At 75.4% G+C, this 13,747-nt stretch carries 10 protein-coding genes; 6 read left to right on the top strand and 4 right to left on the bottom strand.

Annotation, left to right across the window (positions count from 1 at the left end):
* Nucleotides 1-35: 35 nt before the first annotated feature.
* Both ACN260_RS04880 and ACN260_RS04875 read left to right on the top strand, forming a co-directional pair.
* On the top strand, nucleotides 36-1,109 hold the full coding sequence (locus ACN260_RS04880) for a LacI family DNA-binding transcriptional regulator (RefSeq protein WP_422754884.1): 1,074 nt from the start codon (nucleotides 36-38) through the stop codon (nucleotides 1,107-1,109).
* A 47-nt stretch (nucleotides 1,110-1,156) separates the two neighbouring features.
* Entirely contained in the window at nucleotides 1,157-2,830 is a 1,674-nt protein-coding gene (locus ACN260_RS04875) for a glycoside hydrolase family 13 protein (RefSeq protein WP_422756622.1), read from the top strand.
* A gap of 754 nt (nucleotides 2,831-3,584) precedes the next feature.
* Here the strand turns inward: ACN260_RS04875 and ACN260_RS04870 are convergent.
* The 3 genes from ACN260_RS04870 to xylA all read right to left on the bottom strand — a co-directional run bounded on the left by ACN260_RS04870 (nucleotide 3,585) and on the right by xylA (nucleotide 7,794).
* On the bottom strand, nucleotides 3,585-4,997 hold the full coding sequence (locus tag ACN260_RS04870; RefSeq protein WP_422754883.1) for an MFS transporter: 1,413 nt from the start codon (nucleotides 4,995-4,997) through the stop codon (nucleotides 3,585-3,587).
* Nucleotides 4,998-5,134: 137 nt separating this feature from the next.
* The gene (gene xylB / locus ACN260_RS04865; RefSeq protein WP_422754882.1) at nucleotides 5,135-6,595 is read right to left on the bottom strand and encodes a xylulokinase; all 1,461 of its coding nucleotides are present in this window, start codon (nucleotides 6,593-6,595) and stop codon (nucleotides 5,135-5,137) included.
* An 11-nt stretch (nucleotides 6,596-6,606) separates the two neighbouring features.
* Nucleotides 6,607-7,794, bottom strand: coding sequence for a xylose isomerase (gene xylA / locus ACN260_RS04860; protein ID WP_422754881.1), 1,188 nt, complete (start codon nucleotides 7,792-7,794; stop codon nucleotides 6,607-6,609).
* A 73-nt stretch (nucleotides 7,795-7,867) separates the two neighbouring features.
* Between xylA and ACN260_RS04855 the strand changes: the two genes are divergently transcribed.
* The 3 genes from ACN260_RS04855 to ACN260_RS04845 all read left to right on the top strand — a co-directional run bounded on the left by ACN260_RS04855 (nucleotide 7,868) and on the right by ACN260_RS04845 (nucleotide 11,966).
* Complete coding sequence (locus ACN260_RS04855) at nucleotides 7,868-9,130, top strand: ROK family protein (protein ID WP_422754880.1); 1,263 nt, start codon at nucleotides 7,868-7,870, stop codon at nucleotides 9,128-9,130.
* Between the two features lie 128 nt (nucleotides 9,131-9,258).
* The gene (locus ACN260_RS04850; RefSeq protein ID WP_422754879.1) at nucleotides 9,259-10,935 is read left to right on the top strand and encodes a SpoIIE family protein phosphatase; all 1,677 of its coding nucleotides are present in this window, start codon (nucleotides 9,259-9,261) and stop codon (nucleotides 10,933-10,935) included.
* Nucleotides 10,932-11,966, top strand: a complete 1,035-nt coding sequence (locus ACN260_RS04845; protein WP_422754878.1) for a cobalamin B12-binding domain-containing protein — start codon at nucleotides 10,932-10,934, stop codon at nucleotides 11,964-11,966. Before ACN260_RS04850 ends, ACN260_RS04845 begins: the two co-directional genes overlap by 4 nt.
* Nucleotides 11,967-11,974: 8 nt before the next feature.
* Here the strand turns inward: ACN260_RS04845 and ACN260_RS04840 are convergent, their stop codons facing one another.
* Nucleotides 11,975-12,481 carry a MarR family transcriptional regulator gene (locus tag ACN260_RS04840; RefSeq protein ID WP_422756621.1) on the bottom strand — a complete coding sequence of 169 codons (507 nt, stop codon included), beginning with the start codon at nucleotides 12,479-12,481 and terminating at the stop codon, nucleotides 11,975-11,977.
* Between the two features lie 94 nt (nucleotides 12,482-12,575).
* On the opposite strand from ACN260_RS04840, the gene ACN260_RS04835 reads away from it, so the two are divergent.
* The gene (locus tag ACN260_RS04835) at nucleotides 12,576-13,709 is read left to right on the top strand and encodes a PP2C family protein-serine/threonine phosphatase (RefSeq protein WP_422754877.1); all 1,134 of its coding nucleotides are present in this window, start codon (nucleotides 12,576-12,578) and stop codon (nucleotides 13,707-13,709) included.
* Nucleotides 13,710-13,747 lie beyond the last annotated feature (38 nt).

The raw sequence follows: 13,747 nt of genomic DNA, 5'->3' as shown, positions 1-13,747 counted from the left end.
CGACGGGGACGGGCGCGGAGCGGGGGAACGACAGCGTGACGAGAATCGACGACGTGGCCCGGCTGGCCGGGGTCTCCACGGCCACGGTCTCCCGGGCGTTGCGCGGCCTGCCGACGGTGTCGGCCGCGACCCGCCGCCGGGTGCTCGCCGCCGCCGAACAGCTCCAGTACGCGGTCTCGCCGAGCGCCTCCCGGCTGGCCGGTGGCCGCACCGGCACGGTCGCCGTGGTGGTGCCCCGGATCACCAGGTGGTTCTTCGGCACCGTCGTCGAGGCGGTCGAGGACTTCCTCCACCAGTCCGGCTACGACCTGCTGCTCTACAACCTCGGCGGGCGCGAGCAGGTACGGCAGCGGGTGCTGCGCACCGCCAACCTGCACAAGCGGGTGGACGCGATCATGCTGGTCGCCACCCCGCTGCGCCCGGCCGACCTGACCGCCCTGGCCGAGCTGGACCTGCCCGGCATCACGATCAGCTCCGGCAGCACCGTCCCCGGCTGGCCCTGCGTGCGGATCGACGACGTGGCCGCGGCGCGGACGGCCACCCGGCACCTGCTCGACCTGGGCCACCGGCGGATCGCCCACATCTCCGGCGACCCCGACGACGAGCTGGCCTTCACCACCCACACCGACCGTCGCCGGGGCTACCGGGAGGCGCTGCGCCGCGCCGGGCTACGCCCCGACCCCCGCCTGGACATGGAGTCGCAGTTCACCATCGACGGCGGCAACCGGGCCACCGTCGAACTGCTGGCCCGGGGCGAACCACCGACGGCGATCTTCGCCGCCTGCGACGAGATCGCGATGGGCGCGATGACCGCGCTGCGCGACGCCGGGCTGCGCGTCCCGCAGGACGTCAGCGTGATCGGCGTGGACGACCACGACCTGTCCGCCGTGCTCGGGTTGAGCACCATCGCCCAACCCGCCGCCGAGCAGGGCCGGCTCGCCGCCCGGCTGCTGCTCGACCCGCTGGGCGCCGGCACCGTCGAGCCGGCGGCCGACCGGGTGCCGGCCCCACGCGGGCCCGGTGCGCACGGCCCCGCGCCGGCCCCACCGGTGATCCTCCCCACTCGCCTGGTGGTACGGGAATCGACCGGCCCGCCCCGGGCAAACTGAACGGATTCGACCGCACGGCCCGACCGGCTCGACACAGGGAGAAGGCTCTGAACACCGACGCGAGGCAGCAGGAACAGTCCGTGGGCGTGGCACCCGGATGGTGGACCGAGGCTGTCATCTACCAGATCTATCCGCGTTCCTTCGCCGACTCCGACGGTGACGGCATCGGTGACCTGCCCGGCATCACCGCCCGGCTCGGGCACCTGGCCGAGCTGGGGGTCGACGCCGTCTGGCTGTCGCCGTTCTACCCGTCGCCGCAGGCCGACGCGGGCTACGACGTCGCCGACTACCGCGACGTCGACCCGCTGTTCGGCAGCCTGGCCGACGCCGACAGGTTGATCGCCGAAGCCCGCGCGAAGGGTCTCAAGGTCATCGTCGACCTGGTCCCCAACCACACCTCGTCGGCGCACCGGTGGTTCCGGGCCGCCGTCGCCGCCGCTCCCGGCAGCCCCGAACGGGCCCGGTACATCTTCCGCGACGGCCTCGGCCCGGACGGTGCCGAGCCGCCCAACGACTGGCAGAGCGTCTTCGGCGGCCCCGCCTGGACCCGGCTCGTCGAGCCCGACGGCCGGCCCGGCCAGTGGTACCTGCACCTGTTCGACACCGCCCAGCCGGACCTCAACTGGGACAACCCGGAGATCCGCGCCGAGTTCCTCGACGTGCTCCGGTTCTGGCTGGACCGGGGCGTCGACGGCTTCCGGGTGGACGTGGCGCACGGCCTGATCAAGCAGGCCGACCTGGCCAACTGGGAGGAGCCGCAGGAGATCCTCTCCGGCAACGAGGCGGACAAGCCGCGTCCGCCGATGTGGGACCAGGACGGCGTCCACGAGGTCTACCGCGAGTGGCGGCGGGTGCTGGACTCCTACGACGGCGACCGGATCCTCGTCGCCGAGGCGTGGGTGGAGCCGGCCGAACGGATCGCCCGCTACGTCCGCCCCGACGAGATGCACCAGGCGTTCAACTTCGAGTACCTGCTCGCCGCCTGGACGGCTCCCGCCCAGTACGCGGTGATCACCCGTTCGCTGGAGGCCACCGACGCGGTCGGGGCCCCCACCACCTGGGTGCTGTCCAACCACGACGTCATCCGGCACGCCTCCCGGCTGGGGCTGTCCGCCAAGGGTGGCCGGCCCAACGGCATCGGCATCGGCGACCCCCAGCCGGACGCCGCGCTGGGCCTGCGCCGGGGCCGGGCGGCCACCCTGCTGATGCTGGCCCTGCCCGGCTCGGCCTACCTCTACCAGGGCGAGGAGTTGGGGCTGCCGGAGCACACCACGCTGCCCGACGAGTCCCGGCAGGATCCGACCTGGGAGCGCAGCGGCCACACCCAGCGCGGTCGGGACGGCTGCCGGGTGCCGATCCCGTGGGAGGCCGACGCCCCGTCGTACGGCTTCGGCCCGGCCGACGCCAGTTGGCTGCCGCAACCGCCGCTGTGGGCCGAGTACGCCCTGGACCGGCAGCGGGGGGTGCCCGGCTCGACGTACGAGACGTACCGGACCGCGTTGCGGCTGCGCCGCGAGCACGCCCTGGGCCGGGGGACGCTGGAGTGGCTCTCCTCCGGCGACGAGGTGCTGAGCTTCCGCAACGGCGGGCTGACCGTGCTGACCAACTTCGGCACGGCCGCGGTGCCACCGCCGGACGGGGATCTGCTGCACAGCAGCGCGCCGTTGGACGCCGACGGCCGCGTCCCCACCGACGTGACGGTCTGGGTCCGGCACTCCTGACCCGTCCCGGCACCGTCGGGCGCTACACCCACGTCGGGCGCTACACCCACGTCGGGCGCTACACCCACGTCGGGCGCTGCACCCACGCCGGGTGCAGCGCCCGGCGGTGCCTACACCCGGCTGGCGCAGCGCCCGACGATGCCGGCGCTCCGGCTCCCGGTGGCACCCGGTGGTGAGGGACGGGACCGGCCCCCGGTACACCCGGTCGCGTCCTTTCGAGCTGATGACGTCAGCGACTCACCGGCCCGCAGGATGCGCCCCCCACCGACGTGACGGCAGCGGTTCAGTGGCCGGAAGACTCGCCCCCACCGATCCGCCGGAAACGTCCCGCCCCCGCCCGCACCGGCACCGTCCCAGCCGGGACGCAGGGCCGGCAAACAGCGGGACGGCCGAACGGCGACGCGTTCGGGTTGGCTGGTGATCCGTTGACGTCATCAGCTCGAAAGGACCCGACGGGGTGTACCTGGCCCGGCCCGACCGCGCGGGAGTGGCGCGACCCGTCCCCGACCGCGTGGGAGTGGCGCGACCCGTTCCCGACCGCGTGGGAGCGGCGCGACCCGTCCCCGACCACGCCGGGGGCGGCACGACCCACACGCGAGCAGCACGACCGGGCACGACCACGCGGGAGCCACCGGGCCACCGCCACCCCGGCGACCCCGGCGACCCCGGCACCCCGACCACCCGGGCACCCCGGCGACCCCGGGCACGGCCGGGCGTCGCCCCGCCGCCGCCCGGTCCGCGCCCGGCGGGCAGGTCAGTGGCGGTCGGCGCGGTCGTGCAGCAGGTCACCCACGGCGGCGATGTCGCCTGGCGACGTGCGGGAGGCCAGCCAGTACATCAGCCCGGTGGGGATGAAGAAGAGCTGGAACGCGGCCAGCCCGACGGCGTAGTTGAGCGGCGGCGGAAAGGCCGCCCGCAGTGCGTGGAAGGCCGCGCCGACCAACCCGTTGCCGGCGGCCCGGCCGACCCCGTTGACCAGGTTGCCCAGGCTGTAGACGGTGCCCCGGTGCTCCGGCGGGTTGACGTCGGCGATCAGGGCGAACCAGTTCGGCGAGTTGGCCGAGGTCAACGCCAGCGCGACGACGGCGGTGAGCAGGCTCAGCCCGACCGTCGGCTCGGTCACCACGCTGGCCAGCACGGCACCCACCACCGCGCCGGTGCCGCCGCCGTCGGGCACGTCGATCCGGATCGGCACGAAGAACAACACCAGGTAGAACGGCAGCGCCGCGAGCACGCCGACCGCCGCGACCAGCGCCCTGCCCCGGGGGGTACGCCGTTGCAGCGCGTCCCCGGCCAGCCCGCCGACGATGGAGAACACCCCACCGAGCTGGAACAGGGTGGCGAAGACGCTGCCCACCACGACCGCCGTCGCCGTCGAGTAGCCCTGTTCCTGCGCCCGCTCGGCGAACAGCACCGGCAGCCACACCAGCGACCCGAACGCCGCCTGCGCGGTGAGACCCTGCAGGATCAGCCACCGGTTGGTCCGCCGGCCCAGGATGCGCGGCAGGTCGGAGCGGGTGATCCGGTAGTCGTACTCGACGCCGGCCTCGATCGCCGCAGCCAGCTCCGGTTCGCTCTGCCCACGCCGGATGTCGTAGGTCAGCAGGTAGGCCACCGTGGCGGCCAGGCCGACCACGGTGAGCAGCAGGAACGGGCGTCGCCAGTCGGTCGCGCCGAGCAGGCCGCCGGTGAGCGTGCCGGCCAGGGTGCCGACCCCCTGGGACAGCCCCCAGAAGCTCATCACCAGCCCCCGGCGGCGCGGGGAGATCAGGTCGGTGACCACGGAGAACCCGACCGAGCCGACCGCGCCCAACCCGACCGCGGCCACCAGCTGCGCGGCGAGGAACGTCGGGAGGCCGGTGGCGAACGCGCTGCCACCGGTGCCGGCCGCCCAGACCAGCGTGCCGACCATCAGCAGCGGCTTGCGGTTGGTCCGGTCGCCGACGTACGCCCAGGCCACCGCCGCGACCGCGCTGACCAGGAAGCTCACCGCCGTGACCAGGCCGAGCATCCGCTGCGGCACACCCAGCGCCCCGGAGATCGGCCCGTACAGCGGGGGCACCAGGCCGATCGCCACGTTGTCCAGGGAGGCGAGCAACACGAACACCACGACGCTGTAGAGGCGGTGCGCCGCGTTCCCGCGCCGGGAGGTCCTGCTGCCGGTCATGTCCGGCAGCCAACCAGGTACGCCGCCCGGCCCGACGGGCACCCCCACCGGACCGGCCCACCCGGGGCGGAACCGGTCGTCGGCCGGTGACCGGCCCCCGTGCGCCGGTCACCGGCCGACGTCGTCGGTCGGGTGGGTCACTCCCCGGGCACGGCCACCCGGTCGAGGGTGTGGTCGCGGGCCTCGGCGTACCGCTGGCGGATGGCGGGGACGGGCTCCGCCGCGTACTCCTCGGTGTCCTTCGGTGCCCAGTCCGGTGGCGTCGCGCCACCCAGGGCTACCCAGGCGGCCTGGCGGGCCGCGCCGTCGGCGACGTACTCCCCGGGCGGGGGCACCACCACGGGACGGCCGAAGACCTGCGGCGCGATCCGGCGGACCGCCGCCGAGCGGGCCCCGCCGCCGACCAGGATCACCCGCTCGACCGTCGCCCCCTGGGCGACCAGCGCGTCGAGGCCGTCGGCCAGCGCGCAGAGCATCCCCTCCACCGCCGCCCGGGCCAGGTGCGCCGGGGTGGCGGTACGCAGGGTGAGGCCGTGCACCGAGCCCGTGGCGGTGGGGCGGTCCGGGGTCCGCTCCCCCTCCAGGTAGGGCACCATGACCAGGCCGTCGGCCCCCGGCGGGGCGCTCAACGCCAGCTCGGACAGGGTGTCGAGGTCGACACCGAGCAGCGTCGCCGCCGAGTCGAGCACCCGGGCCGCGTTGAGCGTGCAGACCAGCGGCAGGAACCGGCCGGTCGCGTCGGCGAACCCGGCCACCGCGCCACCGGCATCGGCGGCCGGCGTGTCCGCCACCGCGAAGACCGTGCCCGAGGTGCCGATCGAGACGACCACGTCGCCCGGACCGGCACCGACCCCCAGCGCGGCGGCGGCATTGTCCCCGGTGCCGGGGCCGAGCAGGACGTCCCCGCCCGGCACCGCCCGGCCGTCGCCGAGCACGGCCGGGTCGAGCACGCCGGCCTGCGCGGCCGGGCCGAGCACCGTGGGCACCTCGACGACCCGACCGAACGCCTTCTCCAGCAGGTCGGGGCGGTACTGCCCGGTCACCGGCGACCAGTAGCCGGTGCCGCTGGCGTCACCCCGGTCGGTGCGCAGCGCCGCCAGGCCGGGGGCGCCCGCCAACCGCCAGGTCAGCCAGTCGTGCGGCAGGCAGACGGCGGCGACCCGGGCGGCGTGCTCCGGCTCGTGCCGGGCCAGCCAGCGCAGCTTGGTGGCGGTGAAGCTGGCCACCGGGACCAGCCCCACCGCGTCGGCCCAGAAGCGGCGGCCGGTCTCCCCGCCGCCGGCCTCGGCGATCAGGTCCCGGGCCGCGTCGGCGGACCGGGTGTCGTTCCACAGCAGCGCCGGCCGGACGACCTCGCCCGCCTCGTCGAGGCAGACCATGCCGTGCTGCTGACCGGCGACCGACACGGCCGCCACGTCGGCCAGCCCGCCGGCCGCCTCGACGGCGGCCAGCAGGGCATCCCACCAGGCCCGTGGGTCGACCTCGGTGCCGTCCGGGTGCGGCGCGCGGCCCTCACGGACCAGCGCGCCGGTCTCCGCGTCCCGGACGACCACCTTGCAGGACTGGGTGGACGAGTCCACCCCGGCGACGAGCGGCATGCCGGGCCGCCTCAGCGCGCGCCGAGCAGGTGCTCGACGGCGAGCTGGTTGAGCCGCACGAAGGCGAAGCCCTTCGCGGCGGTCGCGTCCACGTCGAACTCCTCGAACGCGGACCGGTCGGCGAGCAGCCCGGCGTAACCCTCGCCGTCGCCCAGCGTCGGGCTGGCCAGCTCGCCGACCTTGCTGGCGGCGAGTGCCTCGACCACCTCCGGGTCGGCCCGGAACGCCGCCGCGCGCTCCTTGAGCAGCAGGTAGGTCGCCATGTTGGCCTCGGCCGACGCCCACACCCCGGCGATGTCCTCGGTGCGGGAGGGCTTGTAGTCGAAGTGGCGCGGGCCGTCGTACGCCGGGCCACCGTTGGGGCCGCCGTTCTCCAGCAGGTCGACCAGGGCGAACGCGTTCATCAGGTCGCCGTGGCCGAAGACCAGGTCCTGGTCGTACTTGATACCGCGCTGGCCGTTGAGGTCGAGGTGGAACAGCTTGCCCTGCCAGAGCGCCTGGGCGATGCCGTGGGCGTAGTTGAGGCCGGCCATCTGCTCGTGCCCGACCTCGGGGTTGAGGCCGACCATCTCGGGACGCTCCAGCTGGGAGATGAACGCCAGCGCGTGCCCGACGGTGGGGAGCAGGATGTCGCCGCGCGGCTCGTTCGGCTTGGGCTCGATGGCGAACCGCAGGTCGTAGCCCTGGTCGACGACGTACTGGCAGAGCACGTCGACGGCCTCACGGTAGCGGTCCAGCGCCGCCCGGATGTCCTTGGCGACGTCGTACTCGGAGCCCTCCCGGCCACCCCACATGACGAAGGTCTTGGCGCCCAGGTCGGCGGCGAGGTCGACGTTGCGCAGCACCTTGCGCAGCGCGTAGCGGCGCACGTCGCGGTCGTTGCTGGTGAAGCCGCCGTCCTTGAACACCGGGTGGGTGAAGAGGTTGGTGGTCACCATCGGCACGACCAGACCGGTCTCGTCGAGGGCCTTGCGGAACCGGGCGAGCTGGGCCTCCCGGGCGGCGTTGTCGGCACCGAACGGGATCAGGTCGTCGTCGTGGAACGTGATCCCGTACGCGCCCAGCTCGGCGAGCCGGTGCACGGCCTCGACGGCGTCCAGCTCGGGGCGGGTGGCGTCACCGAACGGGTCACGGGCCTGCCAGCCCACCGTCCAGAGCCCGAAGGAGAACTTGTCGGCGGGGGTGGGACGGGGTGCCATGGCAGACCTCCGGTGGGGATGATGATGGTGGCGGTGGGTGGGTCACCCGCAATTTGTTCAGTGGTTGAATTAAATGGCCGTGCTGTGGCACTGTCAAGGGGTGACCGACACCCGGACCGCCGGCGCGGTCCGCCAGGGAAGCCTGCGCGAACTCAACCTCGCCGTGGTGCTGCGGCGGATCGCCACGACCGACCGGCCGCCGTCGCGGGCCGAGATCGCCGCCGACACCGGCCTGACCCGGGCCACCGTGTCGGCCGTCGTCGACGACCTGATCGCCGGCCGGCTGGTCACCGAGGCCGACCCCGCGCCCCGCACCGGCGCCGGCCGACCCGCCCGGGGACTGCTGCTCGGCGACACCGGGCCGGCGGGGCTCGGCCTGGAGGTCAACGTCGACTACCTCGCCGCCTGCGTGGTCGACCTCACCGGCGCCGTCCGGCACCACGAGGTACGCCGGGTCGACCTGCGCCCGCTCTCCCCCGCCGACGCGCTCACCGACCTGGTCGCCCTGGCCCGCCGGGCGCGTACCGCCGCCGACGCCGCCGGGCTCGGCCTGGCCGGGGCCGCCCTGGCCGTACCGGGGCTGGTCGACGCGCGCGGCCTGGTCCGGCTCGCCCCCAACCTCGGCTGGCGGGACGTCGACGTGCCGGCCCTGCTCGCCGACCACCCCGCCCTCACCGACCCGGTCGACGGGGTGCCGCCGCTGGTGGTGGAGAACGAGGCGAACCTCGCCGCGCTGGGCGAGCTGCACGCCCGCCCCGGCGGCCCGCAGAGCTTCCTGCACGTCTCCGGCGAGATCGGCATCGGCGCGGGGATCGTGCTCGACGGGGCGCTGTTCCGGGGCTCCCGGGGGTGGAGCGGCGAACTCGGTCACGTGCCCGTCGATCCGGGCGGCCCCACCTGCCGCTGCGGGGCGCGCGGCTGCCTGGAGACGTACGCCGGGCAGGAGGCCGTGCTGGCCGCGGCGGGGCTGGCCGGGGTGGACCTGCCGGCCGACACCGCCGCCCGCCGGCTGGCCGACCTGGCCGGCTCCGGCGACCCGGCCGCGCTCGACGCGCTGCACGCCGCCGGCACCGCGCTCGGGGTGGCCGTCTCCGGGGTGGTGAACCTGCTCGACCTGGACACCGTCGTGCTCGGCGGCGGATACGCGACCCTGGCGCAGTGGCTGTGCCCGCCGGTGCTGGCCGAACTCGACGCCCGGGTGCTCACCAGCGGATGGTCCCCGGTGACGGTCCGCCCGGCGGCGCTCGGGGCCGAGTCCGCCGCCGTCGGCGGGGCCGGCGCGGTGGTCCGGCGGATCATCGCCCGACCGTCCGGCTGGCTCTCCCGCCCGGGCTGACCCGGCTTCCTCGCTGGCCGATCGTCGGCCCACCTCGGTACGCTTTCCCTCAGGCAACGATCCCCTACCGAGGAGAGCACTCCCAGCATGCGCAGAGGTCGACAGACCGACGCGCCCGGCGACCGGCGGTGACGAAGACCCACCGGGACGGGCACGCCGGCCCGGTGAGCGGAGGCGGACAGGTGTCCCGCGCGCCGGCCCACCCGTCGCCGGACGGCCCGCTGCCGGCCGACCCGCAGCTCGCCCGGGAACTGCTCGACGGGCTCGCCGAGGCGGTGGTCACCACCGACCGGGCCGGGCGGGTCACCCTGGTCAACGCGATGGCCGGGCAGCTCCTGCCCGAGCTGGCCCCCGGCACCGACCTGACCTCGGGCACCGTGCCGGCGCTGGCCCGGGCGGTCACCGGGGACGCCGCGACGTTCGACGCCGAGCACCGGGGACGCCGGCTGCGTGGGGTCTGCCGCCCCCTGGCCGGCGGGGGCTGCGCCTGGTACGTGCGCGACGTCACCGACGAACACGCCCGCACCGACGCGTTGCTCGCCGAGCGGTCCCGCACCGCGTTCCTGGCCCGGGCCGGCAGCCGGCTCGGGCTCTCGTTGCACCGCGAGCAGACCCTGCGCAGCACCGTCACCCTGCCCGTGCCCTACCTGGCCGACGCGGCACTGGTCGTGCACCGGCCGCCGCAGCCCGGCGAGGACGTCCCGCACTGGCTGCGGTACGCCGACGGCGACCCCGCCCCGGTCGGCGGGGTAGCCGACCCGGAGCTGACCGGCGCCGTCCCCGGGCTCGTCGAGGCGCTCAGCGGCGCGACCACCGACCCCAGCCCCTGGCTCGACGCCGAACTGGCCGACCTGGGCGCCGTGCTGCCGCCGGACTTCGGCCGCCCCGGCACCGTGCTGATCAGCCCGATGCCCAGCGCCGGCGGGCCGGCCGGCGCGCTGGTCCTGGTCCGCCGGATCGGCCGGCCCGGATTCGACCAGCGCGACATCGAGCTGGCCCGGGAGTTCGCCGCCCGCGCCGGCTCCGCGGTCGCCGCCGCCGAACTCTACGGCGAGCAGGCCCACCTGGCCCGGGTGCTCCAGCACAGCCTGCTCCCCCCGGAACTGCCCCAGGTGCCCGGCGTCACCCTGGCCGGCGGTTACCGCTCCGCCGGGGACACCCTGCGCATCGGCGGCGACTTCTACGAGGTCTTCCGCACCGCCACCGGGGCCCTGTTCGCCCTCGGCGACGTCTGCGGCAAGGGGGTCGGCGCGGCCGTGCTCACCGGCCGGGTACGTCAGTCGTTGCAGACCCTGCGGCTGGTCGAGCAGCGTCCCCGGGAACTCGTCACCCTGCTCAACCGGGCGCTGTTCGACTCCCCCGATGCCGCCCGGCGCAGCCAGTTCACCACCCTGCTGCTGGGCACCACCGAACCGGAGGCCGACGGCGGCCTGCGGGTCCGCATCGCCGGCGGCGGGCACCCGTCCCCACTGGTGGTACGCGCCGACGGCAGCATCGTCGAGGCCCGGGTGGGCGGGATGCCGATCGGTGCGTTCGCCTCGGCGACCTTCGTCGAGGTTGAGGTGCACCTCGCCCCGGGTGAGCTGCTGCTGGCGTACACCGACGGGGTGACCGAGGCACGCGGCGGCGCGGCGGCCGTCGAGATGTTCGGTGAGCAGCGGCTGCGGCAGGCGCTCGCCGCGGTGGCCGGCCTGCCGCCCGCCGCCGTGATCGACTGGCTGCTCCAACTCGTCGACGAGTGGCTGGACGGGGAGAGCCACGACGACATCGCGATGCTGGCCGTCCGCGCGGCGGACCCGGCGTGAACCGACCGGACGGGCCGGCCGCTGCGGCTCCGGGCCCGCCGGCCGTGGTGGGCCCGGAGATCGTCGCGGCGTACCTCGACTGTCTGGACCGGGCCGACCTGCCAGCCGCCACCCGGATCGCGACCGGGTTGCTGGACGCCGGCTCGTCGGTGGCCGACGTCCTGGTGGACCTGGTCGCCGTGACCCAGCGCGAGGTGGGGCTGCGCTGGCTGACCGGCCGGTGGAGCGTCGCCCGGGAGCACGCCGCCACCCACGTCAGCGAGCAGGTGGTCGAGGCGGTCGCCGCCCGCAGCGGCTCCACGGGCGACCGGGGGCACGTGGTGATGGCCTGCGTCGAGGGCGAGTGGCACGCGTTGGCCGCCCGGATCGTCGTCGAGGTGGTCCGCGCCGCCGGCTGGCGGGTGACCTTCCTCGGCGCCAGCGTGCCGGTCCGGCACCTGGTCTCCTACCTGCACCAGACCGGCCCGGACGCGGTGCTGCTGAGCTGCGTGCAGCCGAGCCGGTTGATCCGGGCCGGGCGGATGATCGAGGCGTGCCGGGCGGCCGGGGTGCCGGTGGTGGCCGGTGGCCCGGGTTTCGGCCCGGACGGCCGCTGGGCCGCTGCCGTCGGTGCCGCCGCCTGGGGGGCGACCGCCCGGGACGCCGCCCGGCTGCTGGCCGGCCCGCTGTGCCCGGCACCGCTCGCCGGTTCCGGGCCGGCGGCCGGCACCGACGAGTACGTCGCGGTGCTGCGCCGCCGCCGCGACCTCGTGCAACTCGTGCTCCGCGAGGTGGCTCCGACGCCCGACCGGGTGGAAGACGTCGCCGGCGCGGTCGGCCAGTTTGTCGACGCGTTGGCCGCGGCGATCCGGGTCGGTGACCCGGGGCTGCTGGTCGGGTTCGTCCGCTGGCAGACGGAGGTCCCCGACGCCCGGGACGGCTCCCCACTGCTGGACAGCATGCTCCGGGTGTGCGCCACCGCGCTGACCGAGCACCCTCGTGCCGGGGACTACCTGCGTCGGGCCCGCACCCTGTTGACCACCACCCCGTGACCGCCGGATCAGGCCGAACGGGCCGCCGGGGTGCCGTCGCCTGGGCGGGCCCTCGGCGCGGGCGGCGCGGACGGTAACTCGACCACCGGACCGCCCTCCCCCTCCAGGGCCCGTGCCACCCGGTCGAACTCCACCAGCCCCCGCAGCAACGCCCCCCGGCCCTCGCCGCTCATCCCGGCCAGCACGGCGGCGAGCCGCTGCCGGCGGTCCCGGCGCAGCTCGGCCAGGAGGCGGGTCGCCTCCGGGGTCAGGTGCAGGGCGATCTCCCGCCGGTCCGACCGGCCCGGCTCCCGCTCCAGCATGCCGGCGGCGACCAGCCGGTCGCAGAGCCGACTCGCCGAGGAGAGCAGCATGTTGAGCAGGGTGGCGAGCCGGCGCAGGTTGATCCCGTCGTGCCGTTCGACCACCATGACGGCACGCAACTGCGCGCTGGACAGCCGGCTGGTCGTGCTCTCCCGGGCCGCCTCCCACACGGAGAGCAGGGCCCCTGTCGCGGCGTCCAGCTCGGCGGCCATACTCACGTCTGGTCCGTCAGGACCACTTTCTTCGGCCATGGTGGGGCCGAGACTACCCCCCGTACCAGGGGATCTGCCCTGTCAGGAGGCGTGCATGACCAGCGGACCCGAGTGCCGGGCCCGGCGGGTGCTGACCGAGTCACCCGCGGACCTGCTGCTGGCACGGCTCGCCGACGAGCTGGGGCGGTCCTACCGGATCACCGACGTGGAGCTGTTCCAGGTCGACTACCGGCTGTCGGTGCTGCTGCCGCTGGGTGACGGCGACCCGCTGACCGGGCCCGGCCACCCGGCCTGGCGCTGCTACGACCACCAGCAGCCGGTGCTCGCCGACGGGGTCGGCTGGTTCCCTGTCGGCATGCGGGGTGAACGGCGCGGGGTGCTGCGGTTGACCCCGGTGCCCGACGACCGGACGGCGGTCGGGGAGCTGACCCGCATCGCCACCGCCCTGGGGCACGAGTTGGCAGCGGTCACCGCCGGCACCGACGTCTACCGGTCCTCCCGCCGGGCCCGCCGGCTCACCCTCGCCGCCGAGATGCAGTGGGAACTGCTGCCGGGACGCAGCCGGGACCGGCCGTCGTTCCGCCTCGCCGGCCAGCTCGAACCGGCGTACGCGGTGCGCGGGGACAGTTTCGACTGGTCCGACGACGGCAGCCGGCTGTGGCTGTCGGCCATCAACGGCACCGGTGAGGGGGTGGCCGCCTCGATGCTCACCGCGCTGGCCACCCACGCGCTGCGCAACGCGCGCCGGGGCGGGCTGGCCCTCGCCGATCAGGTCGCCCTCGCCGACCAGGCGGTCTACGCCCTGCACCGGGGCGAGCAGCACCTGTCCGCCCTGGTGATGGAGCTGGACCTGGCCTCCGGGGTGCTGACGGCGGTGGACGCCGGGTCGCCCCGGCTGGTGCTGCTGCGCGACGGGGAGGTCAGCGAGCAGGTGCTCGACAAGCAGTTCCCGCTGGGCATGTTCGAGGGCACCGACTACCGGCACCAGAGCTTCGAGCTGCGCCGTGGCGACCGGCTGTTCGTGCTCAGCGACGGTGTGATCGACGCCACCGGGCAGCACGTCAGGTACGGCGAGACGGCGCTGGACCGCTTCCTGCGGCGGACCGGACCGATGACGCCGCTGGACGCGGTCCGCTCGCTCATCGGTGACCTGCGTGCCTTCGTCGCCGGTGACCTGGTCGACGATGCGGTGGTGGTCTGCCTGGACTGGACCGGCCCACAGGAGTGAGACCGGCGGGCCCGGCGCGTGCGGCACCGGGCCCGCCG

This window comes from Micromonospora sp. WMMD708 (genome assembly GCF_049315245.1).
In the GTDB taxonomy this organism is placed as follows: Bacteria; Actinomycetota; Actinomycetes; order Mycobacteriales; family Micromonosporaceae; genus Micromonospora; species Micromonospora wenchangensis.
Note: the sequence above shows the minus strand (reverse complement) of the source record. Positions and strands in the feature narration are given on the sequence as shown.